The organism is Pseudomonas sp. TMW 2.1634 (assembly GCF_001703595.1).
Classification (GTDB): domain Bacteria; phylum Pseudomonadota; class Gammaproteobacteria; order Pseudomonadales; family Pseudomonadaceae; genus Aquipseudomonas; species Aquipseudomonas fragi.
In genome coordinates this window covers 5,107,227-5,132,368 of record NZ_CP016849.1, presented here as the reverse complement: position 1 = coordinate 5,132,368, position 25,142 = coordinate 5,107,227, and the positions used below count along the sequence as shown (strand labels likewise).

Genomic DNA, 25,142 nt, shown 5'->3' with positions numbered 1-25,142 from the left:
CACCGCGGCGCTGCTATCGCGAGCAAGCCCGCTCCCACAAGAGTCTGATCGGCCCCACCAGTACGATACTCCTATGACCTACACCGTCTCGCCCATCGGCTTTGTCCGCTCCTGCTTCAAGGAGAAATTCGCCATTCCCCGTCAGCCGCAACTGGCACCGGCCGCCCGTGGCGTGCTGGAGCTGGTCGCGCCGTTCGATCAGGGCGATGCGGTGCAAGGCCTGGAGCAGGTCAGCCATGTGTGGCTGCTGTTTGTGTTCCATCAGGCGCTGGAAGACAAGCCCCGCCTCAAGGTGCGCCCGCCACGCCTGGGCGGCAACAAGTCGATGGGCGTGTTTGCCACCCGCGCCACCCATCGCCCGAACGGCATCGGCCAGTCGGTGGTAAAGCTGGACAAGGTCGAGGCCAATCGCCTGTGGATTTCCGGTATCGACCTGCTCGATGGCACGCCGATTCTCGATATCAAGCCCTATGTGCCCTACGCCGATATCATCCGCGATGCCAGCAATGGCATGGCCAGCGCCGCACCGGTATTGATCCCCGTGCAATGGGCCGACAGTGCCCTGCAACAGGCACACAGGGAAGCCCTGCGCCTTCAGGAGCCGCTGGTGGAGCTGATCGAGCAATGCCTGGCGCAAGATCCACGCCCTGCTTACCAGACGCCCACCGCCGAACGAGAATACGGCGCGCAGTTCTGGGATCTGGACGTTCGCTGGCACTACCCCGAGCCTGGTTTGATCCGTGTGCTTGAGGTGATTGCAAAGTCTTGAGTTGAAACCAAATGTGGGAGCGAGCTTGCTCGCGATTACGGCCTGTCAGTCACCCATACGGCGGCTGACACTCCACAATCGCGGGCAAGCCCGCTCCCACATTTTTTGATCGGTGCGGTTTACTTCTCGACGAAGGCACGCTCGATCAGGTAATCACCCGGCTCACGCATACGCGGCGAAACTTTCAGGCCGAAGCTGTTCAGCACTTCGCTGGTCTCGTCGAGCATGCTTGGGCTGCCGCACAACATGGCACGGTCGTCCTGCGGGTTGATCGGTGGCAGGCCGATGTCGCTGAACAGCTTGCCGCTGCGCATCAGGTCGGTCAGGCGGCCTTCGTTCTCGAACGGCTCGCGGGTCACGGTCGGGTAGTAGATCAGCTTTTCACGCAGCGCTTCGCCGAAGAACTCGTTCTGCGGCAGGTGCTCGGTGATAAATTCGCGGTAGGCGACTTCATTGACGTAACGCACGCCGTGGCACAGGATCACTTTTTCGAAACGCTCGTAGGTTTCCGGATCCTGGATGATGCTCATAAAGGGCGCCAGACCGGTACCCGTGCTAAGCAGGTACAGATGTTTGCCCGGCTTCAGGTCGTCCAGCACCAGCGTACCCGTAGGTTTTTTGCTGATGATGATCTCGTCGCCTTCCTTCAAGTGCTGCAACTGGGAGGTCAGCGGGCCGTCTGGCACCTTGATGCTGAAGAACTCCAGATGTTCTTCCCAGTTCGGGCTGGCAATCGAGTAGGCACGCATAAGCGGACGGCCATTGGGCTGTTGCAGGCCGATCATCACGAACTGACCGTTCTCGAAGCGCAAGCCCGGGTCACGGGTGCACTTGAAGCTGAACAGGGTGTCGTTCCAGTGATGAACACTGAGGACACGTTCGTGGTTCATGTTGCTCATGTACGGGGCTCCTAAATTCGCCTGCGCTGACTATGGGCGCGATTGCACAGCATTCTAATGGCGGCGACAATATCTGTTAACTGAATTATCAAGATAAGGGTTATCGGTTATATCGATATGCGATTTACTCTCAGACAACTCCAGGTTTTCGTCGCCGTCGCCCAACAAGAGAGCGTGTCTCGCGCTGCCGGCTTGTTGGCCCTTTCACAATCTGCGGCCAGTACCTCGATCACCGAGCTGGAACGCCAGACCAGTTGCCAGCTGTTCGATCGCGCTGGCAAACGCCTGAGCCTCAACGCCCTGGGCCGGCAACTGTTGCCCCAGGCTGTGGCGCTGCTGGACCAGGCCAAGGAGATCGAAGACCTGCTCAACGGCAAGTCCGGCTTCGGCTCATTGACCGTAGGCGCGACACTGACCATCGGCAACTACCTGGCGACCCTGCTGATCGGCAGCTTTATGCAGCAGCACCCGGAAAGTCAGGTCAAGCTGGTGGTTCAGAACACGGCTCATATCGTGCAACAAGTCGCCCACTACGAAATTGATCTGGGTCTGATCGAGGGCGATTGCGCTCACCCCGATATCGAGGTGCAGAGCTGGGTCGAGGATGAACTGGTGGTGTTTTGCGCCCCGCAGCATCCACTGGCAGCCCGTGGTCACGCCACACTGGAAGAGCTCACCCGTGAAGCCTGGATCCTGCGTGAACAGGGCTCTGGCACGCGCCTGACCTTTGATCAGGCCATGCGCCATCATCAAACGTCGCTCAATATCCGCCTGGAGCTGGAACATACCGAGGCGATCAAGCGCGCCGTGGAATCGGGATTGGGCATTGGCTGCATCTCACGCCTGGCGTTGCGCGACGCCTTTCGGCGCGGCAGCCTGGTAGCAGTAGAGACCCCCGAGCTGGATCTGGCCCGGCAGTTCTTCTTTATCTGGCACAAAAAGAAGTACCAGACATCCGCCATGCGCGAATTTCTGGAGCTGTGCCGCGCCTTCACCGCCGGGGTGCAGCGCAGCGACGAGATCGTACTGCCGACTATCGCTTAAAGCAGGATTACCGCCCACACCACGGCAATCATGGTCAGCACCACAAACTGGGCGGCGCTGCCCATGTCCTTGGCGTTTTTCGACAAGGGGTGCAGGTCGAGGGAAATACGGTCAACCACCGCTTCAATCGCCGAATTCAGCAGCTCGACAATCAAGGCCAACAGGCACACGGCGATCAGCAAGGCGCGCTCGACCCGGCTCACATTGAGCAGGAAGCTCAGCGGGATCAGGATCACGTTAAGCAGCACCAACTGCCGAAAAGCCGCCTCGCCCGTAAAGGCTGCGCGCAAACCGTCCAGCGAGTAACCGCCAGCATTCAAAATCCGTTTAAAACCGGTTTTACCCTTGAAAGGCGACATAGATAGGCAACTGCGCAAAAAATGAGAGGGGAACGCTAGTTCACGCTTCGTCAAAAAAGCGTGAAGGTTCGCAGATTAATGACTCGAAATTGATTCAAGTTGCTGCAAGAGTAGCGCGGCCTGGGTGCGCGTGCGAACCCCCAGCTTGCGGAAAATTGCCGTCACATGGGCCTTGATGGTCGCTTCCGAAACGCTCAGCTCATAGGCGATCTGTTTGTTCAGCAAGCCTTCGCAGACCATGGTCAACACCCGGAACTGCTGGGGCGTGAGGCTGGCCAGGCCTTCGCTGGCCGCCTTGGCCTCGGCCGATACTTGAACATCCTCAAACGCCTGGGGCGGCCAGGAGACATCACCATCCAGTACGGCACGCACGGCCTTCTGAATCTCTTCCAGCGAGCTGGATTTGGGGATAAAGCCGCTGGCACCGAACTCGCGGGAGCGCACCATGATCGAGGCTTCTTCCTGGGCCGATACCATCACTACCGGGATTTGCGGGTATTGACCACGCAGCAACACCAGCCCGGAGAAACCGTAAGCACCCGGCATGTTCAAATCGAGCAGCACCAGATCCCAATCAGCCTTTACTGCCAGCTGTGTTTCAAGCTCGGCAATACTGGCGACCTCTACCAGGCGAACATCAGACCCCAGGCCAAGGCTTACGGCCTGGTGCAGGGCACTGCGAAACAGTGGATGGTCGTCGGCAATCAGGATTTCGTATGTGGCCATTGTTTAAATGATCCCGTTTTTCAGGCGAGCACTGATCAATTCCAGCACTCGTTAAGGCAACTCGAGCAAAAGCTCAAAGACTGTGCGTCAAAGGGCGCGATTTACGCGAAACGTCGGCAAATATAAGTGTTTTGACAGCTGCATAGCCGAATCGGCGCCAAGCATGCCCAGCGAAGCAAGGGTGGTCAAGTCGAAAACCTGACGCCCGGGTCCATGTGCCAGGCATTGCAGCGCCATCATCGAAAAAACGGCGATGCTGCGCGCTTACATCTGTTGGAAAATTGTAGCGCTACTTCTTTAGTCTATTGAGACCGATTCTGGGGAAGGTCTTTTACAAAAACGCCCAGTTCCTGATGCGCCACACTGGATTCGTTCATGGGCAGCTGATTTTTCGCATCCAGGTAATGCTGGCTGAAGACATCGAAATAGGCATCCAGCGCACTGGAGGCCTGGGTGTCACCGGCCAGCTCAAGGCACAGGCTGGCCACTTCAGCGGTACACAGATGCTCACTGCGGGTGGAGCGGCGCAAGCGGTAGCGCGAGAGCCTTTCAGGCAGCAGGCTCAAAATGGGCAGGGAATCGAAGTACGGGCTTTTGCGAAAAATCTTCCGTGCTTCGGTCCAGGTGGCGTCCAGCAGGATAAACAGCGGGCGCTTGCTGCTGTCCAGATCCACCGTGTGCGTTACCCGCTCCGGCGCCACGTATTCGCCGGGAAACACCAGATACGGCTGCCACTGCGGGTCGGCCAGCAACGCCAGCAGTGCATCGTCGGTTTCGGTTCGCGACCAGATAAAGGCAAAGTTGTCACTCACCACATCAGCGATCAACCAGCCGGTGTTGCTGGGCTTGAACACTTCCTTTTTAGTCATGACCAGGCACACACCCGAACGCGTCGTCACCCTGGGCCGCCAGTTGCACAGGCAGTGACTCTCGATCACGCGGCAAGTATGGCAACGCGGAGCACGGGAACCGCGGGCCAGGTAGGGCTTGGTGCTCTCCTCCTCACGCTCGTCTCGTAAACGGGCTACAGCATTCGGGGAAAAGGTCGTCAGGGTCATGATTTTTTACTTAAAAGGCGCCAAGCGTCCATTCGCCAGAATTGGCGCATAAACGGATTCACAATAGAAAGGTGGCCAGTTTACCAGAGGCGCGAATCCATGACCTTTGGCATTTCCTGTGTGGCCATGCTGACCTATACTCCCGCGCCACTGAACGCACAGATAGCCGGCTTGTCCAAGGCTGCATCACTGAACGCACACATATGTGGCCGGTCCAGGCCTGGGTCACTGAAATCAGGAGAGATTCATGCTGCGCCATATCATTCCGACCGTCGCTCTAATGCTTGCACTGCCACTGGCGGCACAAGCGGCTTCTCTCAAAGATTTTGAGTTGAACAAAACCCTGCTCAAGGTTGCCGAAAAAAGCAATGAAGGCAAACCGCGCGCAATCAATGCCGACCTGCTGGATAAAGGTTTCACCGTAGACGGCACTGTCCTGATCAACAACCTGGAGGCCAGCCCGACACTGGCGGCCCAAATACGCTCAAACCCTGAAGAAACCGTGCCGCAACTGGGGCGCAGCGTGTGCAGCAACGCAGGTTTCCGCACCCTGATGGCTCAAGGCGCGACGTTGCGTTACAGCTTTCGCGAGTACAAAACCAACAGCCCGGTCCTGACCCAGGATTTCCGTGCCGAAAACTGCCAGCGCAAACAGTAATAACCCTGCGCGCCGTACCCGGTACGGCGCAGATCATGCCTGCGGCTTGCACCACCCTCGCCAAACTTCATGTACGTCAGGCAATTAGCTGTTGCCAGCCACGACATCCCGGGACCATCATCGAGTCATCGTGTTGGACACTCTGTGTCTCGGCGCCAGCCCAGGTTGCGGCGCCTTCAAGGATGTTGTGCAGAAGGAGAAGTACATGCCTGACCAATCCAATGATTCCCTGGCGCTGCATTTGCAGGAGCAGGGGCTGGATCTTGCTCATGAGATCGACGAACAACTGCAACGGGTAGCCCCCGACAGCCCGAACCGCGCACTCTATCGCGAGATGTTGCTGACCGTGCTGCGCATGGCCCATGACGACTTTGATCGCTGGAATGCCAAGATCACCCTGCAGGCCATTCGCGAACTGGAAAAGACCTTTCGCACGTTGGAGCAGTTCAAGGGCCGACGCAAAGTCACGGTCTTCGGCTCGGCAAGAACCCCGATTGAGCACCCGCTGTATGCGCTAGCCCGGGAAATGGGGGCCGTGCTGGCAAAAGATGACATGATGGTCATTACCGGCGGCGGCGCAGGCATCATGGCTGCGGCCCATGAAGGCGCGGGCCTGGCCCACAGCCTGGGGTTCAATATCACGCTGCCATTTGAGCAACGGGCCAACCCCACCATCAATGGCACGCCCAATGTGCTGGCGTTTCACTTTTTCTTTACCCGCAAACTGTTCTTCACCAAGGAAGCCGATGCATTGGTGATGTGCCCGGGCGGGTTTGGCACGCTGGATGAAGTGCTGGAAGTGCTGACATTGATGCAGACCGGCAAAACCCCGCTGGTACCGGTGGTTTTGCTCGATGTGCCCGGCGGATCGTTTTGGCAAGGCGCGCTGGACTTTATCCATAACCAACTGGAAGCCAACCACTACATTCTGCCCAACGACTTGAAGCTGATGCGCCTGGTTCACAGCGCCGAAGAGGCACTGGCTGAAATCAACCAGTTCTACAGCAACTTCCATTCAAGCCGCTGGCTGAACAAAACCTTTGTGATCCGCATGAAGCGACCCGTCAGTGCGCTGGCGCTCAAGCAGATACAACAGGATTTTGCGGACATTTGCCTTAACGATGGCTTCCACCAACAGGCTTATTGCAGCGTTGAGCATGACGACCCAAAGCTCAACCACCTCACCTGCCTGGGCTTTGCATTCAGCGGTCGCAATCAGGGACGGCTGCGCGAACTGGTCGACTTTATCAACCTGCCGCACAACTGGGCGAAAGCTGATAATGCGCTTACGGCGCCGATGCACGAGTCACTGGCTGATTAAGCCGGAATGGGTAAGCGGGCTGTTACTGTGGGAGCGGGCTTGCTCGCGATGCGGGCGGCACGCGCTGGCAGGCAAACCGCATTGCTGCCATCGCAGGCAAGCCAGCTCCCACAGGTTTGCGGCGCCCACAGGGTACGACCGCCAACCGTTTCAGTCGTCAAACTCTCGGCCGCTTAACAGGCGGCCGATCATTTCAAGCGGATAGCCGCGATAGCTCAAGAAGCGCCCCTGGCGGGCACGTTCCTTGGCATCCACAGGCACCTGACCGGAAAACTTGCGACGCCAGGTTTCCTCCAACCGTTCTTGCCAGTTGAAGTCACATTCGCGTAACGCCTCTTCAATATCGCCGCGCGCAAGGCCTCGCTGGCTAAGCTCTTCGCGAATACGCAAAGGGCCATAACCGGAACCGGCACGGTAGTTGATATAGCTTTCGAGATAACGGGACTCGGACAACAGCCCTTCTTCCGTGAGACGGTCAAGGGCAGCGTCGATCATGTCGGGGCAAGCGCCGCGCTGACGCAATTTGCGCGTCAGCTCGACCCGACCGTGCTCGCGTCGCGCGAGCAGGTCCATTGCAGTCCGTCGCACCGCGACGGGGGTATCCAGGACGGCAATCATGATGGCTATCAGTTATCGCCGTCGGTAGCGTTTTCCATTTCTTCGGCTTCAGCCAGCGCTGCAGCTTCTTTGGCAGCCTTGCTCATTTTTGGCATGACTTTGAGTTCTGCCAGTTCAGCGTCAGTTTTTGGCCCCAGCAGTTTTTCACGCAGCTGCTTTTCCAGCGCGTCCTTGATGTCCGGGTTGTCGTCCAGGAACTTGGCCGAGTTGGCCTTGCCCTGACCGATTTTGCTGCCGTTGTAGCTGTACCAGGCGCCTGCTTTTTCAACAAAGCCATGCAACACACCCAGGTCGATCATCTCGCCATTCAGGTAGATGCCCTTGCCGTACAGGATCTGGAATTCAGCCTGACGGAACGGCGGTGCCACCTTGTTCTTGACCACTTTGACGCGGGTTTCGCTACCTACCACCACATCGCCTTCTTTCACGGCGCCAGTGCGGCGGATATCCAGACGTACCGACGCGTAGAACTTCAGGGCGTTACCACCGGTGGTGGTTTCCGGGCTGCCGAACATCACGCCGATCTTCATGCGGATCTGGTTGATAAAGATCACCAGGCAGTTGGCGTTCTTGATGTTACCGGTGATTTTACGCAGTGCTTGCGACATCAGGCGCGCTTGCAGGCCAACGTGGGTATCACCCATGTCGCCTTCGATTTCAGCCTTTGGCGTCAGGGCGGCCACGGAGTCGATGATGATCACGTCAACCGCGTTGGAGCGCACCAGCATGTCGGTGATTTCCAGAGCCTGTTCGCCAGTGTCCGGCTGGGAAACCAGCAGGTCATCAACGTTTACGCCCAGCTTGGCGGCGTATTCAGGGTCAAGGGCGTGCTCGGCATCGACGAAGGCGCAGGTAGCACCGGCCTTTTGTGCCTGGGCAATCACGGACAGGGTCAGGGTGGTTTTACCCGACGACTCAGGGCCGTAGATTTCAACAATACGGCCTTTTGGCAGGCCGCCAATGCCCAGCGCGATGTCCAGACCCAGGGAACCGGTGGAGATGGCCGGTACGGCCTGGCGCTCCTGGTCGCCCATCAGCATCACGGCACCCTTGCCGAATTGACGTTCGATCTGACCCAAGGCCGCAGCCAAGGCTTTCTTCTTGTTGTCGTCCATTAAAGTCCTCTCGTAATCAATAAGGCCCGACGGCCGATAACTGTATAAGTAGCCAGTATTATTCCACAGGGTTAGAAGATCGCCTACCCCTGATTTTTTATTTCTCGTACCGTTCGGCGTATTAAGCCTTCCAGGGCCGCAATCACGGTTTGCTGGCGGACTTCATCGCGGTTGCCCGCAAAGTGCCTGCGCTCGCTGGACACCTCGTCACCGGCGCCCCACGCCAGCCACACGGTACCGACCGGCTTCTCGGGCGAACCGCCACCCGGCCCGGCCACACCGCTCACCGCCACGGCAAACTGCGCCCCGCTTTGCGCCTGCGCACCGCGCACCATCGCTTCGACCACCTCGCGACTGACGGCCCCTACTTGGATGAACAGGGCCTCGGGAACCTGCAGTTGCCGGGTCTTTTGCTGGTTGGAGTAGGTCACAAACCCCGCCTCGAACCAGGCGGAGCTGCCGGCAATACGGGTGATGGCTTCGGCAATACCGCCACCGGTACAGGACTCGGCGGTCGTCACCTGGGCATTAAGAGCCTTTAACAGCAGCCCGAGTTCAGTTGCACGTTGAGAAATCTGATCCACTGGCCTCTCCTGATCGCGGGTCCGGGTCATAACCTACACCAAAAAGCCGTGTTCTACGGCTCGATCCGCGAGTCACCAGGCGAACCGTCGACCCCCAGCCGCTTCGCGGCCCAGCGCTGGTACAGGCTGATGGCTGCATCCGCACCGGCCAGGGCGGTCAGGCAGCCCAGGGCACCAGCCGCCAAAACCGACATCCCGGCCGAGTACAGCAGCATAAAGGTCGATACGCCGCACACCATGCAGGCCCCCGAACGCAATGCCAGGCGCCGCATCAGCGGCCAGCCACTGGCGCCGTCTTTGTCTGCCCGCCACATCTCGCCAAAAACGCCGCCCACCAACGCAAGGAGGATGACCAGTAAAACCGGCATTTCCAGCAAGACTTGCGGTTCATTCATCATGTGATCACTCCTGTGTCCTTATTGATAAGCGCCAATTTCCGGCCTGACTGAAACGTCATACGCCTGCCTGAGATCCATCGTTGGCGGCAATGGAACAAAGACTATGCATGTATGGATATACAGTCAATGCACCAGTGCATATATTTATTCGCACAATTTCAACACGCCGGCCAAGGCCAGCAATTGCGGTGAGAGTTGTCTGCTAGATGGCGTAACAATTACTGCTGTAGATACTCTGTTGCAGGTCAAGCCCTACTGTGGGAGCGAGCCTGCTCGCGAACGACCTTCGCGAGCAGGCTCGCTCCCACAGTTGCAGTGTTCTTGTGGCTAGCGGGCGTACATGCCCCACCAGAACACATGACCGAGAATGACCAGTTGCTCATCCTCCAGATCGTTGTAGGCGTAGTCCTCATCCGGGAACTCGTCGCGGTTGAAGCTGCGCAAACGAATGCCGCCCGCCAGGCGATACAGCTGCTTGACCCGTAGCTGGCCATTATGATTGACCGCATACAGGTCGCCATCAATGACTTCGTCCAGCGTGCGCTTGCCCGCATTGACCCCCACCGTTGCGCCATCGCGCAGTACTGGCAGCATACTGTCGCCGCGTACGGTCACACACTTGGCCTGATCGAACTCCACGCCGTTGTGGCGCAGGCTGCGCTTGCCGAAACGCAACCTGGCGCGTTCGCTCTCTTCAATGGCAAAGCGCCCTGAGCCGGCGGCCAGTTCAACCTGGCGTAGAAACGGAATGGACACTTCATCGTCCGCCACCGGGGTGTCGTCATCCCACAGGCAAATATCACGCAATTCTGGGTGACACAGCTCGATTTCAGGCACACGCACATCGTCCCGCCCGCGCAGGCGATCGGTGCTGATGTGGAAGTACTCGGCGATTTTGGAGATATGCCTGTCGGAAGGATCGGCAATCTTGCCGCTCAAAATCCGCGACAACGTAGGTTGCGGCACCCCCGTGCTGCGGTGCAGCGCCATCGCACTGATGCCGTGCCGGGCCAGCAGCTCTTTAAGGACGGTTGAAACAGTTCGTTTGGACATGGCGGCAATAGTGCTGGCCGTGTTTATTGATGGCAAATGCTATTTCTTCTATTTATAGCAACATGTCAGTGCGCCCGGAGCGCACCTGTAGATGCAGGGGGCTGACATGTTAACCTTGCGCCCATTGCGAAAACCTCAGGCCACGCGCCTGCCTTTCCCCCACTTCTGAACGAATCCGCCCAAGCCCTGATGAGTAAAAATACCTCCGACCTGTCCAGCCACACGCCGATGATGCAGCAGTACTGGCGCCTGAAGAACCAGCACCCTGACCAGCTGATGTTCTATCGCATGGGCGATTTCTACGAGATCTTCTACGAAGACGCGAAGAAAGCCGCCAAGTTGCTGGATATCACCCTCACGGCACGCGGCCAGTCTGCCGGGCAGGCGATTCCGATGTGCGGGATTCCTTATCATGCGGCCGAAGGCTACCTGGCCAAGCTGGTCAAGCTGGGCGAGTCGGTGGTGATCTGCGAGCAGGTCGGCGACCCGGCCACCAGCAAAGGCCCGGTGGAGCGCCAGGTGGTGCGTATCATCACCCCGGGCACCGTGAGTGACGAGGCGCTGATGGATGAGCGCCGCGACAACCTGATTGCCGCCGTGCTGGGCGATGAGCGCCTGTTTGGCCTCGCCGTCCTGGATATCACCAGCGGCAATTTCTCGGTGCTGGAGATCAAGGGCTGGGAAAACCTGCTGGCCGAGCTTGAGCGCATCAACCCGGTCGAGTTGATGATCCCGGATGACTGGCCGCAAGGCTTGCCTGCGGAAAAACGTCGTGGCGTTCGTCGCCGTGCGCCGTGGGACTTTGAGCGCGACTCAGCGCTCAAAAGCCTGTGCCAGCAGTTCTCGACCCAGGACCTCAAGGGCTTTGGCTGCGAAAACCTGACCCTGGCCATTGGCGCGGCCGGTTGCCTGCTCAGCTACGCCAAGGAAACCCAGCGCACTGCCCTGCCCCATTTGCGCAGCCTGCGCCATGAGCGCCTGGACGACACCGTGGTGCTCGACGGCGCCAGCCGCCGCAATCTGGAACTGGACACCAACCTGGCCGGTGGTCGCGACAACACCCTGCAATCGGTAGTCGACCGCTGCCAGACCTCGATGGGCAGCCGCTTGCTGACCCGCTGGTTGAACCGCCCGCTGCGCGATTTGAGCGTGCTGCTGGCCCGCCAGTCATCGATCACTTGCCTGCTCGATGGTTATCGCTTTGAAAAGCTGCAGCCTCAGCTCAAGGAAATCGGTGATCTGGAGCGGATTCTCGCTCGTATCGGCCTGCGCAACGCCCGCCCCCGCGACCTGGCACGGCTGCGCGATGCCCTGAACGCATTGCCGGAACTGCAAGACGCCATGCTTGGCCTGGAAGCGCCGCACTTACAGCAACTGGCTATCATCACCAGCACTTATCCCGAGCTGGGCGCCCTGCTGGAAAAAGCCATCAACGACAACCCGCCAGCGGTGATCCGTGATGGCGGTGTACTGAAAACCGGCTATGACGCCGAGCTGGATGAGCTGCAAGCCCTGAGCGAAAACGCCGGCCAGTTCCTGATTGACCTGGAAGCCCGCGAAAAAGCCCGTACCGGGTTGTCCAACCTCAAGGTTGGCTACAACCGCGTCCACGGTTACTTTATCGAGCTGCCAAGCAAACAGGCCGAGCAGGCACCGGCCGATTACATCCGGCGTCAGACGCTCAAGGGCGCCGAGCGCTTTATCACCCCGGAGCTCAAAGCCTTCGAGGACAAGGCCCTGTCGGCCAAAAGCCGCGCCCTGGCCCGCGAGAAGATGCTGTATGAGGCTTTGCTCGAAGAAATGATCGGCCACCTCGCGCCGCTGCAGGACACCGCGGCCGCACTGGCCGAGCTGGATGTGTTGAGCAACCTGGCCGAGCGGGCGCTGAACCTGGACCTGAACTGCCCGCGCTTTGTTGAAGAGCCGTGCATGCGTATCAGCCAGGGTCGCCACCCGGTGGTCGAGCAGGTACTGACCACGCCGTTTGTGGCCAACGACCTGGGGCTGGACGACAACACCCGCATGTTGGTGATCACCGGTCCTAACATGGGCGGTAAATCGACCTACATGCGCCAAACCGCATTGATCGTGCTGCTGGCCCATATTGGCAGCTTTGTACCGGCGGCCAGCTGTGAACTGTCGCTGGTTGACCGCATCTTTACCCGGATCGGCTCCAGCGATGACCTGGCGGGTGGCCGTTCGACCTTTATGGTCGAGATGAGCGAAACCGCCAATATCTTGCACAATGCCACCGAACGCAGCCTGGTGCTGATGGACGAAGTGGGCCGCGGCACCAGCACATTCGACGGTTTGTCGCTGGCCTGGGCTGCGGCAGAACGTCTCGCCCAATTGCGCGCCTACACCCTGTTTGCCACGCACTACTTCGAGCTGACGGTACTGCCCGAGAACGAGCCGCTGGTCGCCAACGTGCATTTGAGCGCGACTGAACACAACGAACGCATCGTGTTCCTGCACCATGTGCTGCCCGGCCCGGCCAGCCAGAGCTATGGCCTGGCCGTGGCGCAACTGGCGGGTGTGCCTGCAGAAGTCATCACCCGCGCCCGCGAGCATTTGAGCCGCCTGGAGACCACCAGCCTGCCCCATGAAGTGCCACTTGCCAAGCCCGGCAAGAAGGCTGCGCCGCAGCAAAGCGACCTGTTTGCCAGCCTGCCGCACCCGGTGCTGGACGACCTTTCCAGGCTGGATCTGGACAACTTGACGCCACGTAAAGCGCTTGATTTGCTCTACACATTAAAGACACGCCTTTAAAAGCTGCTAGAATCGCGCGCGGTTCGGGATGCTACTGACCTTTTAGCCTGGTCTTTAGATATCACTCCCGAACCCGGCGAACCCGTTCTGGAAGGGCTTCGCTGCCGCCGCCTGAGGAGAGAATTAGAAATGACCTTCGTCGTCACCGACAACTGCATCAAGTGCAAGTACACCGACTGCGTAGAAGTCTGTCCGGTGGACTGCTTTTACGAAGGCCCGAACTTCCTGGTGATTCACCCGGATGAGTGCATTGATTGCGCGCTTTGTGAGCCTGAATGCCCTGCACAGGCGATCTTCTCTGAAGATGAAGTACCTGCCGGCATGGAGAACTTCATTCAGTTGAACGTCGAGCTGGCTGAAATCTGGCCAAACATCACTGAACGCAAAGACCCTCTGCCGGACGCGGCCGAGTGGGATGGCAAACCAGGCAAGATCGTCGACCTGGAACGCTGATTCACGTTTAAGCAAAAAGCCCCGTCTCCTGCGAGCCGGGGCTTTTTGCGTTTTAAAGCGCCACAAAACCTGTGGGCGCTGGCTTGCCTGCGATGCAGGCGCTTCGGTCTGCCAGACCAACCGCGGCGATGCCATCGCGAGCAAGCCCGCTCCCACAAAAGGCCCAGTTAATATTCAGTCGTTGATTGCGCAGCCCGTGGCTTCTTGAAGCTGCTCGCGGGTCACGCCCGCCGCCAGTTCAACCAGCTTGAGCCCCTGCCCGGTGACATCCAGCACCGCCAGGTCGGTAATGATGCGGTCAACCACGCCCACGCCGGTCAGCGGCAAATCGCACTGTTTGAGCAGTTTATGGACGCCGCCCTTGGCCGTGTGCTCCATCAGCACCACCACGCGCTTGACCCCGGCCACCAGGTCCATCGCCCCGCCCATGCCCTTGACCATCTTGCCGGGGATCATCCAGTTAGCCAGGTCGCCCTTTTCAGACACCTGCATCGCCCCCAGAATCGACAAGTTGATATGACCGCCGCGAATCATCGCGAACGAGTCGGCACTATTGAAAAAACTGCTGCCCGGCAAGGTGGTGATGGTTTGCTTGCCGGCGTTGATCAGGTCGGCATCGACTTCATCCTCTGTGGGAAACGGGCCAATACCCAGCAGTCCATTTTCGCTTTGCAACCACACATCCATGCCTTCAGGAATGTAGTTGGCCACCAGGGTAGGTAAACCGATACCGAGGTTGACGTAAAAACCGTCCTGCAGTTCTTGAGCGGCGCGCTGCGCCATTTCTTCACGAGTCCAGGCCATGTCAGGCGCTCCGCACAGTGCGATGTTCGATACGTTTTTGCGGCGTGGCGTTGAGCACCAGCCGTTGCACGTAGATCCCGGGCAAATGCACCTGATCAGGCTCGATCTCGCCAATTTCAACAATCTCTTCCACTTCCACCACACACACCCTGGCCGCCATCGCCGCCAGCGGGTTGAAGTTTCGCGCGGTCTTGTTGAACAGCAGGTTGCCGGACTTGTCGGCTTTCCATGCCTTGACCAGGGCCACGTCGGCGCGCAGCGAGCGCTCCATGACATACCACTCGCCATCGAACTCACGGGTTTCCTTGCCTTCGGCCACCAGGGTGCCGTAGCCGGTCTTGGTGAAGAATGCCGGGATACCCGCCCCGCCTGCCCGCAGCTTCTCGGCGAGGGTACCCTGGGGGGTGAACTCCAGTTCAAGTTCGCCGGCCAGGTACTGGCGCTCGAACTCTTTGTTCTCGCCTACATAAGAGGAAATCATTTTGCGGATCTGGCGCGTTTCCAGCAGTTGCCCCAGGCCGAAACCGTCGACCCCGGCGTTGTTGCTGATCACCGTCAATTCACGCTTGCCGGTGTCGCGCAAGGCCCCGATCAGGGCCTCGGGAATACCGCACAAGCCAAAGCCACCCACAGCCAGGGTCATGCCATCTTCAACCAGCCCCTGCAACGCGGACTCAGCACTCGAGTAAATCTTGTTCACCTGTTATTCCTCGAATTGCCCACGACACACCACACCATCGCGGTCAGTTTGCTTCAGTCGGAAGGGGGCTTACACCTTGGCAGCCACCCTCTACCCGACTCTGGCAGCTCTGGCGAGTGGCCAAAGCACTGCTCAAGTGTAGGGGATGACGACGCAGGAAGGAGGAATTGCTAAAGGAGTTACAGGGAAAGATGACGCAGCCTTGTGGCCTACCAACCGATGTGCCAATAGCTTATTTACCGGGGTCTGCAGGGCTATTCACTAAACGATCACAATTTAGCTACAAAATACTTAGCTCGCTAACTTTAAACCCGCGGGCCAGACGTATATAAATGCCGAGTGCCATTAAATGGCCCAGAGGGCAAAATCTTCACTCGCCTTATTGCTCGAGCCTACTAGACTCCCTCTCGGATATTGCCGCAGATTCGCAAGGACGGGCTTAAACGCAGCATATCCAGGGCAGTATCGACCCAGGACTCAGCCCCCTGGTAGAGATCGAAACTGTCAGGAACCAGTAGCCATTGTCCGAGAATTCCGTCGATATAGGCATGCAGACTGATAGCAGCGCGGCGCACATCCAGCGTTTCAGGGAGTTGTTGACGGTGAATGGCATTGCTCAGGGCCAACTCGATCCTGCTGTTGCAATCGACCATCGCGACCTGGCGCTGAGCCCGAAAATCACACATTTCGTCTGTGAATTCGCACTTATGAAACAGAATTTCATTGATACGCCGGGTTTTTGGATCGATGGCAACTTGGCGAAACAAATGGATCAGCAATTGGCGCGTGCAGCCGAGCGGATCAATCTCGTTCTGATTTTCACTGGCCTTGGCCAGCTCATCCAGGGGTTCATGCAGGCTGTCGAGCATGGCCTGCACCAGTTCGGCCTTGTTGCTGAAGTGCCAGTAAATCGCACCACGGGTGACACCTGCCAACGTGGCGATATCGGCCAGCGTCGTGCGCGCAACCCCTCGCTCGTAAAAGGCCTGTTCGGCCGCGGCGAGGATTTTGCTCCGAGTTTCAAGAGCTTCTTCTTTGGTACGACGCACCATGGCAATAAAAACCTCAATCAGGAGGATTCGGGCGGTTTCAATTACACGTCCGAACCAACATCGGGTGGCGTTTGTTGTGCCTTATCCCGGTCTGCTACACGCTTGAAAAATGGCGCTGAAGTCACTGGCGAGAGTCGCTCCCGCTATTTACAAACAGCCATGAATGTAAGTATATTCCTTAGCAAGCTATTTATCCACCCGGAACAGCTTTCTATACCTTTCCACTATTCTTGTGCGCTTTCGCGTGCCTGACCCGAGGATCTTCATGCAATTCAAGCCAGCTGTTACCGCTCTGGTTGCTGCCATCGCCCTTGCTTCGCTGCTCAGCGGATGCAAAAAGGAAGAGGCAGCACCTGCCCCGCAAATCCCTCAGGTCGGCGTTGTCACGCTGAAAACCCAACCCTTTACCTTGACCACTGATCTGCCAGGTCGTACCGCGTCCTATCGTTCGGCAGAAGTGCGCCCGCAGGTAAACGGCATCATCCTCAAGCGCTTCTTTAAAGAAGGCAGTGACGTCAAGATCGGCCAGCAGCTGTATCAAATCGATCCAGCCATCTATGAGAGCGCCGTACTCAGCGCCCGCGCGACCTTACAATCGGCCAAATCCCTGGCTGAGCGCTACAAGCAATTGGTCGCAGAGCAAGCCGTAAGCCGCCAGGAATACGACAACGCCGAAGCCGCCCGCCTGGAAGCCGAAGCCGCGCTGAACACCGCCCAGGTCAACCTGCGTTACACCAAGGTGCTGGCACCGCTGACCGGTCGTATCGGTCGCTCGCTGTACACCGAAGGTGCACTGGTCACCAGTGGCCAGGCCAACGCATTGGCCGTGATCACCCAACTGGACCCGATCTACGTTGACGTGACCCAGTCCTCGGTAGAAATGCTCGAACTGCGCCGCGATCTGGCCAGTGGCCGCTTGAAGAAGGCCGGTGAAAACGCAGCCAAGGTCAAGCTGACCCTGCCGGACGGCAGCGAGTACGGCCAGGAAGGTCGCCTTGAGTTCGCCGAAGTCTCGGTTGACGAGACCACCGGCTCCGTGACCTTGCGTGCCGTGTTCCCGAACCCGGATGAAACCCTGTTGCCGGGCATGTTTGTCCACGCACAGCTGGAAGCGGGCATCGACAGCAATGCGATCCTGGCACCGCAAATCGGCGTGACCCACAACCTCAAGGGCCAACCGACCGCGATGATCGTCGGGCCGGACAACAAGGTTGAACTGCGTGTGCTGCAAGCCTCGCGCACCGTTGGCAGCGACTGGCTGGTCGAGAAAGGCCTGAACCCTGGCGACCGCCTGATTACCGACGGCCTGCAGTTCATCAAGCCTGGCATTGAAGTCAAGATCATGGACAAGCCTCAAGGCGAAACCCCGGCATCTGCCCCGGCAACAGAAAAAGCTGCAGGCAGTAAAGGGGAATAAACCATGTCGAAATTTTTTATCGACCGTCCGATTTTCGCCTGGGTAATTGCCCTGGTGATCATGCTGGTCGGGGCTCTATCGATCCTCAAGTTGCCGATCAACCAGTACCCGAGCATTGCGCCACCGGCCATCTCGATCTCCGTGACCTACCCGGGCGCTTCGGCGCAAACCGTGCAGGACACCGTGGTCCAGGTAATCGAGCAACAGCTCAACGGTATTGACCACCTGCGTTATGTGTCTTCGGAAAGTAACTCCGACGGCAGCATGAGCATCACCGCCACATTCGAGCAAGGCACTGACCCTGACACCGCACAGGTCCAGGTACAGAACAAGCTCAACCTGGCGACCCCCCTGCTACCGCAAGAGGTACAGCAGCAAGGTATCCGTGTAACCAAGGCAGTGAAAAACTTCCTGATGGTTATTGGCGTGGTGTCTGAAAACGGCAGCATGAACAAGGACGACCTGTCCAACTACATCGTTTCCAACATGCAGGACCCGATCTCCCGTACCGAAGGTGTGGGCGACTTCCAGGTGTTCGGCGCCCAGTACGCCATGCGTATCTGGCTCGATCCGGTCAAGCTGAACAAGTACAACCTGACGCCGGTGGACGTTAAGTCGGCCATCAGCGCACAGAACGTGCAGGTGTCCTCCGGGCAGCTGGGCGGCCTGCCTGCCGTCAAGGGTCAGGAACTGAACGCGACCATCATCGGCAAAACCCGTCTGCAAACGGCTGAAGAGTTCAAGAAGATCCTGCTCAAGGTCAATACCGACGGCTCCCAGGTACGCCTGAGCGATGTCGCAGATGTTGCCCTGGGTGGTGAAAACTACAGCGTCAGCGCGCAATTCAACGGTAAACCGGCATCGGGTATCGCGATCAAGCTGGCCCCGGGCTCCAACGCCCTGGACACGGCAAAGGCATTGCGTGAAACCATCAACGGCCTGGAGCCCTTCTTCCCGGAAGGCATGAAAGTCGTTTACCCGTACGACACCACGCCTGTGGTTTCGGCCTCGATCGAAGGTGTGGTTCACACCCTGGTCGAAGCTGTTGTCCTGGTGTTCCTGGTGATGTTCCTGTTCTTGCAAAACTTCCGCGCCACCATCATCACCACGATGACAGTACCGGTCGTACTGCTGGGTACCTTCGGGATCCTGGCCGCTGCAGGCTTCAGCATCAACACCCTGACCATGTTCGGTATGGTACTGGCCATCGGCTTGCTGGTGGACGATGCGATCGTGGTGGTTGAAAACGTTGAGCGGGTCATGTCCGAAGAGGGACTGCCGCCCAAGGAAGCGACCAAGAAATCCATGGAGCAGATCCAGGGTGCCCTGGTGGGTATTGCCCTGGTGCTGTCGGCGGTATTGCTGCCGATGGCCTTCTTCAGCGGCTCCACGGGTGTGATCTATCGCCAGTTCTCGATCACTATCGTTTCGGCGATGGGCCTGTCGGTACTGGTTGCCCTGATCTTCACCCCGGCCCTGTGCGCCACCATGCTCAAGCCGATCCAGAAGGGTGATCACGGCGAGAACAAGCGCGGTTTCTTCGGCTGGTTCAACCGCACCTTCGACAATGGCGTAAAGCGCTATGAAAAAGGTGTCGGCAGCATTCTGCGTCACAAGGCTCCGTACCTGCTGGCTTATGTGCTGATTGTGGTTGGCATGGTGTTCCTGTTCACCCGTATCCCTACCTCCTTCCTCCCGGAAGAAGACCAGGGCGTACTGTTTGCACAGGTTCAAACACCTGCGGGCACCACTGCAGAGCGCACACAGCAAGTGATCGACCGGATGCGTGAATACCTGCTGGCCGATGAGTCGGGCGCTGTGTCTTCGGTGTTTACCGTGAACGGCTTCAACTTCGCCGGCCGTGGCCAGAGCTCTGGCCTGGCGTTCATCATGCTCAAGCCGTGGGGCGAGCGCGATTCGGACAACAGTGTATTTGCACTGGCTACACGGGCGCAGAAGGTGTTCTCCAGCTACCGCGATGCAATGGTGTTCGCCTTTGCCCCGCCTGCTGTAATGGAACTGGGTAACGCCACCGGTTTCGACGTATACCTGCAAGACCGCTCCGGCATTGGCCACGAGAAACTGATGGCTGCACGCAATCAGTTCCTGGGGATGGCAGCTCAGAGCAAGATCCTGGCGGGCGTACGTCCGAACGGTCTGAACGATGAACCGCAATACAAGCTGCTGATCGACGATGAGGCTGCTCGCGCCCTGGGCCTGAGCATTTCGGACATCAACAACACCCTGTCCATTGGTCTGGGTGCCAGTTATGTCAACGACTTCATCGACCACGGTCGAGTCAAAAAGGTTTTCCTGCAAGGCGAAGCTGACTCGCGGATGAACCCCGAAGACCTGAAGAAGTGGTATGTGCGCAACGATCAGGGAACCATGGTGCCGTTCTCGGCCTTCGCCAAGGGCGAGTGGATCTACGGCCCACCCAAGCTGTCGCGTTACAACGGCGTAGAAGCGATGGAAATTCTCGGCGCTCCGGCACCGGGCTATACCAGCGGTCAAGCCATGGCTGAAGTCGAAGCCCTGGCCAAGAAGCTGCCAGCAGGTGTCGGTATTTCCTGGACGGGGTTGTCTTACGAGGAACGTCTGTCAGGTTCGCAAGCGCCTGCCCTGTACGCTATTTCCTTGCTAATGGTGTTCCTGTGCCTTGCAGCACTGTACGAAAGCTGGTCGATCCCGATTGCGGTAATGCTGGTCGTACCACTGGGGATCATCGGTGCGCTTATGGCCACCAGCCTGCGCGGGTTGTCCAACGACGTGTACTTCCAGGTGGGCTTGCTTACGACCATCGGTCTGGCCTCGAAAAACGCCATTCTGATCGTCGAATTTGCCAAGGAACTGCATGAACAGGGACGAAGCCTGGTGGATGCTGCGATCGAGGCGTGCCGCATGCGTCTGCGTCCGATCATCATGACCTCCCTGGCGTTCGTACTGGGTGTGGTTCCACTGGCCATCTCCACGGGCGCAGGCTCGGGCAGCCAGCACGCTATTGGTACCGGTGTTATCGGTGGCATGATCACCGCCACCGTACTGGCCGTGTTCTGGGTACCGTTGTTCTTTGTGGCCGTATCGTCCATCGGCAGCGGCAAGAATAAAGACACGGAAAAGAAAATGGATCTGACTAAAACTCCAAACCAAGAGGCTGGCCAATGAGCAAGTCGCTTCTCGCAGTAGCTGTTGCGGCGTTTACGCTCGGCGGCTGCTCGCTGATCCCCGACTACCAGCGCCCTGAAGCGCCGGTAGCGGCGCAGTACCCGCAAGGCCCGGCCTACTCGCCAACCGAGGCGGCCAGCAAGGCCGCTGCGGAACAGGGCTGGCGCCAGTTTTTCCATGATCCGGCACTGCAACAGCTGATCCAGACTGCGCTGGTCAACAACCGTGACCTGCGGGTCGCGGCGCTGAACATTGACGCCTATGCCGCGCAGTACCGCATCCAGCGGGCTGATCTGTTCCCGGCAGTTTCGGCCACCGGCAGCGGCAGCCGTCAACGCACCCCGGCGCGCATGTCGCAAACCGGAGAGTCGGGCATCAGCAGCACCTACTCGGCGACCCTCGGGGTCAGCGCGTACGAGCTGGACCTGTTCGGCCGCGTTCGCAGCCTGAGCGATCAGGCGTTGCAGAACTACTTTGCAACCGAAGAAGCCCGACGCAGCACCCAGATCAGTCTGGTGGCCAGTGTCGCCAATGCCTACCTGACCTGGCAGGCTGACAAAGAGCTGCTCAAGCTCACCGAAGACACCCTCAAGGCGTTCGACGAGAGCTACAAGCTCACCCTGCGCAGCAATGAAGTGGGTGTGGCCTCGGCCCTGGAAGTCAGCCAGTCGCGCACCTCGGTGGAAAACGCCAAGGTCCAGCTGGCCCGCTACACCCGTCAGGTGGCGCAGGACCAGAACAGCCTCGCGCTGCTACTGGGCAGCACCATCCCGGACAACCTGCCGGCGGCCCAACCGCTGGCAGCCGACCTGTTGAGCGAAGTACCGGCGGGCTTGCCATCGGACTTGCTGCAACGTCGCCCGGATATCCTCGAAGCCGAGCACAAGTTGCTGGCCGCCAACGCCAACATCGGCGCGGCGCGGGCAGCGTTCTTCCCGAGCATCAGCCTCACGGCCAATGCCGGGACCTTGAGCCCCGACTTGTCGGGCCTGTTCAAGGGTGGCTCGGGCACCTGGCTGTTCTCGCCGCAGATCAACCTGCCGATTTTCAACGCAGGGGCTTTGCGCGCCAGCCTGGACTACGCGAAGATCCAGAAAGAAATCACCGTTTCTCAGTATGAGAAAACGATCCAGACCGCCTTCCAGGAAGTTTCTGACGGCCTGGCAGCGCGTCAAACCTACAACCAACAGTTGCAGGCACAAACCGACTTCGTCAACGCCAACCAGGATTACTACCGGTTGGCCGAGCGTCGCTATCGGATTGGCATCGACAGCAACCTGACCTTCCTCGATGCCCAGCGCTCGTTGTTCAGCGCGCAGCAATCGTTGATCACCGACCGTCTTTCGCAGCTGACCAGTGAAGTCACGCTGTACAAGGCGTTGGGGGGTGGCTGGTACGAACAGACCGGGCAAAACCGCCCGATTTCGGATCAGCCGCCGAAGGCCTGATGCGTATCGGTTAAACAACAAACCCGCCTTTTGGCGGGTTTGTTGTTTGTAACCCTGTGGGAGCGGGCTTGCTCGCGATGGCGTCACCTCAGCTTGCCTGACAGACCGTGTCGCCTGCATCGCGAGCAAGCCCGCTCCCACATTTGTCGATTACTCCCGCGACTCAACCCCCAACTCATCCCACACCGATTCTGCCAGGTGAAACGTGGCATTGGCCGCCGGAATCCCGCAATAGATAGCACTCTGCATGATCACTTCCTTGATCTCGGCCCGGCTCACGCCGTTGTTGGCCGCAGCGCGCAAATGCAGTTTGAGTTCTTCATTGCGGTTCATGCCGATCAGCATCGCGATGGTGATCAGGCTGCGGGTATGGCGCGGCAAACCCGGGCGGGTCCAGATATCACCCCAGGCGTGGCGGGTGATCATTTCCTGGAACTCACTGTTGAACTCGGTCAGGGCATTGAGGCTGCGGTCGACATGGGCATCACCCAGTACCGCACGACGTACCTGCATGCCTTCGTCGTAACGTTGTTTCTCGTCCACAAAAAACTCCTCAGGCCGCTAACAGGAATTGCACTACGCGCTGGCTGAAGGCATCGCCCGCCTGCACGTTGGACAGGTGTGCAGCATAAAACTCGGCGTACTGCGCGCCACGCACATGTTCCTGGATAAAGCGGCTGCCCGCAGGCGGCGTGACAGCATCTTCAGTACCCGCAATCACCAGCGTGGGCACCTCTATGGAACCCAACTGGTCGCGAAAATCCGCATCACGCACCGCAGCACAGTTGGCGGCATACCCTTGTGGCGAAGTCGCGGCAAGCATGTCGGTAATCCGCTTGGCCTGGTCAGGATTGGCCTGGGCAAAATCAGGGGTAAACCAGCGCGCAATGGAAGCGTCACGCAACCCGGCCATCGCCGCAGCACCGTCACGCAAGACCATTTCGATACGCGGGTTCCACACCGCAGGCTCGCCAATTTTGGCCGCGGTGTTGCACACCACCAGCTTGTGCAGGCGAGAGCCGGCATTGATGCCCAGCCACTGGCCAATCAGCCCGCCCATCGACAGCCCGCAAAAATGCGCCCGCTCGATATGCAACGCATCCAGTAGCGCCAGCACGTCAGCGCCCAGCTGTTCAATGCTGTACGGCCCCTCGGTGACCAGCGACTGGCCATGCCCGCGGGTGTCATAACGCAGCACCTGAAAATGCTCGGCGAACGCCGCCACCTGGGTGTCCCACATCCCCAGGTCAGTGCCCAGCGAGTTGGACAACACCAACACTGGCGCGCCTTGCGGGCCGTCCAGGCGGTAGTTGAGTTCACCTTCAGCAAGTTGTACACGTCCCACGAGCTTCTCCTTTAGAGGACCAACGCAAAATGTTCGGCCCGCGCACGCTCGACCCACGTCGTCGCCTGACCAAGGTAATGGGCCGGATCGAGCAGACGATCCAGCTCGTGCGCACTCAAGTGCGCGGTGATCTGCGGCTCATCGCCCAGCACGGCACGCAAATGGCGCTGTTCGGCTACCGCGCGTTTGCAGCACTGCTCCAGCAAATGGTGCGCAGTCTCACGCCCTACCCGCTGCGCCAGCACAATGCTCACCGCTTCAGCCAGCACCAGGCCGTGGGTCAGGTCGAGGTTGCGGGCCATGCGTGCGGCATCCACTTCCAGGCCGCGGGTGATGTTCAATGCCTGAGCCAGCGCACCGGACACCACACAGCAAATCTCGGGCAGGGTTTCCCATTCGGCATGCCACAAGCCCAGGCTGCGTTCGTGCTCCTGGGGCATGGCACTGAACAGAATGCTGAGTAACCCCGGCACCCGTGTCGCGGCGCTGATCAACACCGCCGAGCCCACCGGGTTGCGCTTGTGCGGCATGGTCGACGAGCCACCCTTGCCCGGCGCCGACGGCTCGAACACTTCAGCCGCCTCGGTCTGCATCAGCAGGCTGATATCCCGGCCAATCTTGCCCAGGCCACCGGCGATCAAGCCCAGCACTGCAGCAAACTCCACCAGACGATCACGCTGGGTATGCCAGGGTTGCTCAGGCAGGCCCAGGCCCAGTTCATCAGCCAGTGCCTGTGCCACCGGCATGGCCTGATCGCCAAGGGCGGCCAGGGTGCCGGAAGCACCGCCAAACTGCAGGCACAGTAAACGCGGTTTGAGCTCGTGCAGACGCTGGCGGCTACGGGTCACGGCCCCCAGCCAGCTGGCGATTTTCATGCCCAAGGTCACCGGCGTGGCCTGCTGCAGCCAGGTGCGCCCGGCCAAAGGCGTCGTGGCATAGCGCTGGGCCTGCGCGGCGAGCACATCCGCCAGCTGCGCCATGTCACGCTCGATCAACCCCAGGGCGGCGCGCACTTGCAGGACCAGGCCGCTGTCCATCACATCCTGGCTGGTAGCGCCCAAATGCACATAGCGCTCGGCTTCGGGTGCGCTGCTGGCAATCTGCTTGCCCAGCGCCTTGAGCAGCGGGATCGCAGAGTTGCCGGCACTGGCGATGGCCAGGCCCAGCGCTGCAAAATCGTAGAGTTCTGCGCGACACGCCGCTGCAATCGGGGCAAGCGCAGAGTGAGGAATCACCCCGACCCGGGCTTGCGCCCGGGCCAGTGCCGCTTCGACGTCGAGCATGGCCTGTACCCGGCCATGATCGCAAAACACTTGCCCCATGGCCTCGGCCGTAAAGTACGCATCGAACAGCTGATTACTCATAAACCTTCCTTAGAAAGCACGCG

The 25,142-nt window shown here is 59.2% G+C and carries 24 protein-coding genes; 9 read left to right on the top strand and 15 right to left on the bottom strand.

Features of this window, described 5'->3' with window-relative positions:
* The first annotated feature begins 73 nt into the window (after window positions 1-73).
* Window positions 74-769, top strand: coding sequence for a tRNA (N6-threonylcarbamoyladenosine(37)-N6)-methyltransferase TrmO (gene tsaA / locus BFC21_RS24380; RefSeq protein WP_088379160.1), 696 nt, complete (start codon window positions 74-76; stop codon window positions 767-769).
* A gap of 119 nt (window positions 770-888) precedes the next feature.
* Here tsaA and fpr read toward each other — a convergent pair whose 3' ends face one another.
* On the bottom strand, window positions 889-1,668 hold the full coding sequence (fpr, locus tag BFC21_RS24375) for a ferredoxin-NADP reductase (protein WP_016779776.1): 780 nt from the start codon (window positions 1,666-1,668) through the stop codon (window positions 889-891).
* Between the two features lie 117 nt (window positions 1,669-1,785).
* Here fpr and BFC21_RS24370 point away from each other — a divergent pair, with 117 nt between their 5' ends.
* Entirely contained in the window at window positions 1,786-2,712 is a 927-nt protein-coding gene (locus BFC21_RS24370) for a LysR family transcriptional regulator (protein WP_029611279.1), read from the top strand.
* Here the strand turns inward: BFC21_RS24370 and BFC21_RS24365 are convergent.
* The 3 genes from BFC21_RS24365 to BFC21_RS24355 form a co-directional block, all read right to left on the bottom strand.
* Window positions 2,709-3,071 carry a diacylglycerol kinase gene (locus BFC21_RS24365; RefSeq protein ID WP_016779774.1) on the bottom strand — a complete coding sequence of 121 codons (363 nt, stop codon included), beginning with the start codon at window positions 3,069-3,071 and terminating at the stop codon, window positions 2,709-2,711. The two genes, BFC21_RS24370 and BFC21_RS24365, sit on opposite strands and share 4 nt — an antisense overlap.
* A 75-nt stretch (window positions 3,072-3,146) precedes the next feature.
* Window positions 3,147-3,797 (bottom strand): response regulator transcription factor ErdR, encoded by a 651-nt coding sequence (erdR, locus tag BFC21_RS24360; protein WP_016779772.1) that lies wholly within the window; start codon window positions 3,795-3,797, stop codon window positions 3,147-3,149.
* Between the two features lie 302 nt (window positions 3,798-4,099).
* Entirely contained in the window at window positions 4,100-4,855 is a 756-nt protein-coding gene (locus BFC21_RS24355) for a tRNA-uridine aminocarboxypropyltransferase (RefSeq protein WP_088379159.1), read from the bottom strand.
* Between the two features lie 247 nt (window positions 4,856-5,102).
* Here BFC21_RS24355 and BFC21_RS24350 point away from each other — a divergent pair, with 247 nt between their 5' ends.
* Window positions 5,103-5,513, top strand: coding sequence for a PA3611 family quorum-sensing-regulated virulence factor (locus BFC21_RS24350; RefSeq protein ID WP_088379158.1), 411 nt, complete (start codon window positions 5,103-5,105; stop codon window positions 5,511-5,513).
* A gap of 205 nt (window positions 5,514-5,718) precedes the next feature.
* Complete coding sequence (locus tag BFC21_RS24345; protein WP_120266588.1) at window positions 5,719-6,834, top strand: TIGR00730 family Rossman fold protein; 1,116 nt, start codon at window positions 5,719-5,721, stop codon at window positions 6,832-6,834.
* Window positions 6,835-6,984: 150 nt separating this feature from the next.
* On the opposite strand, the gene recX is transcribed toward BFC21_RS24345, so the two are convergent.
* The 5 genes from recX to BFC21_RS24320 form a co-directional block, all read right to left on the bottom strand.
* On the bottom strand, window positions 6,985-7,452 hold the full coding sequence (recX, locus tag BFC21_RS24340; protein WP_029611278.1) for a recombination regulator RecX: 468 nt from the start codon (window positions 7,450-7,452) through the stop codon (window positions 6,985-6,987).
* A gap of 8 nt (window positions 7,453-7,460) precedes the next feature.
* On the bottom strand, window positions 7,461-8,567 hold the full coding sequence (gene recA / locus BFC21_RS24335) for a recombinase RecA (protein WP_016779767.1): 1,107 nt from the start codon (window positions 8,565-8,567) through the stop codon (window positions 7,461-7,463).
* Between the two features lie 83 nt (window positions 8,568-8,650).
* Window positions 8,651-9,151, bottom strand: coding sequence for a CinA family protein (locus BFC21_RS24330; RefSeq protein WP_088379156.1), 501 nt, complete (start codon window positions 9,149-9,151; stop codon window positions 8,651-8,653).
* 53 nt (window positions 9,152-9,204) lie between these two features.
* Window positions 9,205-9,549 (bottom strand): phage holin family protein, encoded by a 345-nt coding sequence (locus BFC21_RS24325; protein ID WP_016779765.1) that lies wholly within the window; start codon window positions 9,547-9,549, stop codon window positions 9,205-9,207.
* A gap of 327 nt (window positions 9,550-9,876) precedes the next feature.
* Window positions 9,877-10,602 (bottom strand): XRE family transcriptional regulator, encoded by a 726-nt coding sequence (locus BFC21_RS24320; RefSeq protein ID WP_088379155.1) that lies wholly within the window; start codon window positions 10,600-10,602, stop codon window positions 9,877-9,879.
* A gap of 189 nt (window positions 10,603-10,791) precedes the next feature.
* Here BFC21_RS24320 and mutS point away from each other — a divergent pair, with 189 nt between their 5' ends.
* Together mutS and fdxA are read left to right on the top strand one after the other, a co-directional pair.
* Window positions 10,792-13,371 (top strand): DNA mismatch repair protein MutS, encoded by a 2,580-nt coding sequence (gene mutS, locus BFC21_RS24315; protein ID WP_120266587.1) that lies wholly within the window; start codon window positions 10,792-10,794, stop codon window positions 13,369-13,371.
* A gap of 129 nt (window positions 13,372-13,500) precedes the next feature.
* On the top strand, window positions 13,501-13,824 hold the full coding sequence (gene fdxA / locus BFC21_RS24310; protein WP_016779762.1) for a ferredoxin FdxA: 324 nt from the start codon (window positions 13,501-13,503) through the stop codon (window positions 13,822-13,824).
* Between the two features lie 174 nt (window positions 13,825-13,998).
* Here fdxA and BFC21_RS24300 read toward each other — a convergent pair whose 3' ends face one another.
* From BFC21_RS24300 to BFC21_RS24290, 3 genes are all read right to left on the bottom strand, one after another.
* Complete coding sequence (locus BFC21_RS24300) at window positions 13,999-14,628, bottom strand: CoA transferase subunit B (protein WP_088379153.1); 630 nt, start codon at window positions 14,626-14,628, stop codon at window positions 13,999-14,001.
* A 1-nt stretch (window position 14,629) separates the two neighbouring features.
* Window positions 14,630-15,328, bottom strand: coding sequence for a CoA transferase subunit A (locus tag BFC21_RS24295; RefSeq protein ID WP_088379152.1), 699 nt, complete (start codon window positions 15,326-15,328; stop codon window positions 14,630-14,632).
* Window positions 15,329-15,723: 395 nt separating this feature from the next.
* Window positions 15,724-16,380 carry a TetR family transcriptional regulator gene (locus BFC21_RS24290; protein WP_029611277.1) on the bottom strand — a complete coding sequence of 219 codons (657 nt, stop codon included), beginning with the start codon at window positions 16,378-16,380 and terminating at the stop codon, window positions 15,724-15,726.
* 265 nt (window positions 16,381-16,645) lie between these two features.
* On the opposite strand from BFC21_RS24290, the gene BFC21_RS24285 reads away from it, so the two are divergent.
* From BFC21_RS24285 to BFC21_RS24275, 3 genes are read left to right on the top strand one after another with little or no spacing between them, the layout of a single operon-like run.
* Window positions 16,646-17,797, top strand: coding sequence for an efflux RND transporter periplasmic adaptor subunit (locus BFC21_RS24285; protein ID WP_095005370.1), 1,152 nt, complete (start codon window positions 16,646-16,648; stop codon window positions 17,795-17,797).
* A 3-nt stretch (window positions 17,798-17,800) separates the two neighbouring features.
* Entirely contained in the window at window positions 17,801-20,962 is a 3,162-nt protein-coding gene (locus tag BFC21_RS24280; RefSeq protein WP_088379150.1) for an efflux RND transporter permease subunit, read from the top strand.
* A complete protein-coding gene (locus BFC21_RS24275) occupies window positions 20,959-22,410 on the top strand; it encodes an AdeC/AdeK/OprM family multidrug efflux complex outer membrane factor (RefSeq protein WP_095005368.1) in 1,452 nt (483 codons plus the stop codon). Before BFC21_RS24280 ends, BFC21_RS24275 begins: the two co-directional genes overlap by 4 nt.
* 150 nt (window positions 22,411-22,560) lie before the next feature.
* Here BFC21_RS24275 and pcaC read toward each other — a convergent pair whose 3' ends face one another.
* The 3 genes from pcaC to BFC21_RS24260 are packed head-to-tail and all read right to left on the bottom strand — an operon-like array spanning window position 22,561 to window position 25,119.
* Entirely contained in the window at window positions 22,561-22,953 is a 393-nt protein-coding gene (pcaC, locus tag BFC21_RS24270; protein WP_016779755.1) for a 4-carboxymuconolactone decarboxylase, read from the bottom strand.
* 10 nt (window positions 22,954-22,963) lie between these two features.
* A complete protein-coding gene (gene pcaD / locus BFC21_RS24265) occupies window positions 22,964-23,755 on the bottom strand; it encodes a 3-oxoadipate enol-lactonase (RefSeq protein WP_120266585.1) in 792 nt (263 codons plus the stop codon).
* Between the two features lie 11 nt (window positions 23,756-23,766).
* The gene (locus tag BFC21_RS24260) at window positions 23,767-25,119 is read right to left on the bottom strand and encodes a 3-carboxy-cis,cis-muconate cycloisomerase (protein WP_088379147.1); all 1,353 of its coding nucleotides are present in this window, start codon (window positions 25,117-25,119) and stop codon (window positions 23,767-23,769) included.
* Window positions 25,120-25,142 lie beyond the last annotated feature (23 nt).

Bases quoted from the DNA above. Each gene is read 5' to 3' on its own strand.
- mutS (WP_120266587.1), top strand. From the start codon at position 10,792: ATGAGTAAAAATACCTCCGACCTGTCCAGCCACACGCCGATGATGCAG.
- BFC21_RS24260 (WP_088379147.1), bottom strand. From the start codon at position 25,119: ATGAGTAATCAGCTGTTCGATGCGTACTTTACGGCCGAGGCCATGGGG.
- BFC21_RS24370 (WP_029611279.1), top strand. From the start codon at position 1,786: ATGCGATTTACTCTCAGACAACTCCAGGTTTTCGTCGCCGTCGCCCAA.
- BFC21_RS24345 (WP_120266588.1), top strand. From the start codon at position 5,719: ATGCCTGACCAATCCAATGATTCCCTGGCGCTGCATTTGCAGGAGCAG.
- BFC21_RS24320 (WP_088379155.1), bottom strand. From the start codon at position 10,602: ATGTCCAAACGAACTGTTTCAACCGTCCTTAAAGAGCTGCTGGCCCGG.
- BFC21_RS24350 (WP_088379158.1), top strand. From the start codon at position 5,103: ATGCTGCGCCATATCATTCCGACCGTCGCTCTAATGCTTGCACTGCCA.
- BFC21_RS24300 (WP_088379153.1), bottom strand. From the start codon at position 14,628: ATGGCCTGGACTCGTGAAGAAATGGCGCAGCGCGCCGCTCAAGAACTG.
- recX (WP_029611278.1), bottom strand. From the start codon at position 7,452: ATGATTGCCGTCCTGGATACCCCCGTCGCGGTGCGACGGACTGCAATG.
- fdxA (WP_016779762.1), top strand. From the start codon at position 13,501: ATGACCTTCGTCGTCACCGACAACTGCATCAAGTGCAAGTACACCGAC.
- fpr (WP_016779776.1), bottom strand. From the start codon at position 1,668: ATGAGCAACATGAACCACGAACGTGTCCTCAGTGTTCATCACTGGAAC.
- BFC21_RS24280 (WP_088379150.1), top strand. From the start codon at position 17,801: ATGTCGAAATTTTTTATCGACCGTCCGATTTTCGCCTGGGTAATTGCC.
- BFC21_RS24325 (WP_016779765.1), bottom strand. From the start codon at position 9,549: ATGATGAATGAACCGCAAGTCTTGCTGGAAATGCCGGTTTTACTGGTC.
- BFC21_RS24355 (WP_088379159.1), bottom strand. From the start codon at position 4,855: ATGACCCTGACGACCTTTTCCCCGAATGCTGTAGCCCGTTTACGAGAC.
- tsaA (WP_088379160.1), top strand. From the start codon at position 74: ATGACCTACACCGTCTCGCCCATCGGCTTTGTCCGCTCCTGCTTCAAG.
- erdR (WP_016779772.1), bottom strand. From the start codon at position 3,797: ATGGCCACATACGAAATCCTGATTGCCGACGACCATCCACTGTTTCGC.
- BFC21_RS24365 (WP_016779774.1), bottom strand. From the start codon at position 3,071: ATGTCGCCTTTCAAGGGTAAAACCGGTTTTAAACGGATTTTGAATGCT.
- BFC21_RS24275 (WP_095005368.1), top strand. From the start codon at position 20,959: ATGAGCAAGTCGCTTCTCGCAGTAGCTGTTGCGGCGTTTACGCTCGGC.
- recA (WP_016779767.1), bottom strand. From the start codon at position 8,567: ATGGACGACAACAAGAAGAAAGCCTTGGCTGCGGCCTTGGGTCAGATC.
- BFC21_RS24290 (WP_029611277.1), bottom strand. From the start codon at position 16,380: ATGGTGCGTCGTACCAAAGAAGAAGCTCTTGAAACTCGGAGCAAAATC.
- BFC21_RS24285 (WP_095005370.1), top strand. From the start codon at position 16,646: ATGCAATTCAAGCCAGCTGTTACCGCTCTGGTTGCTGCCATCGCCCTT.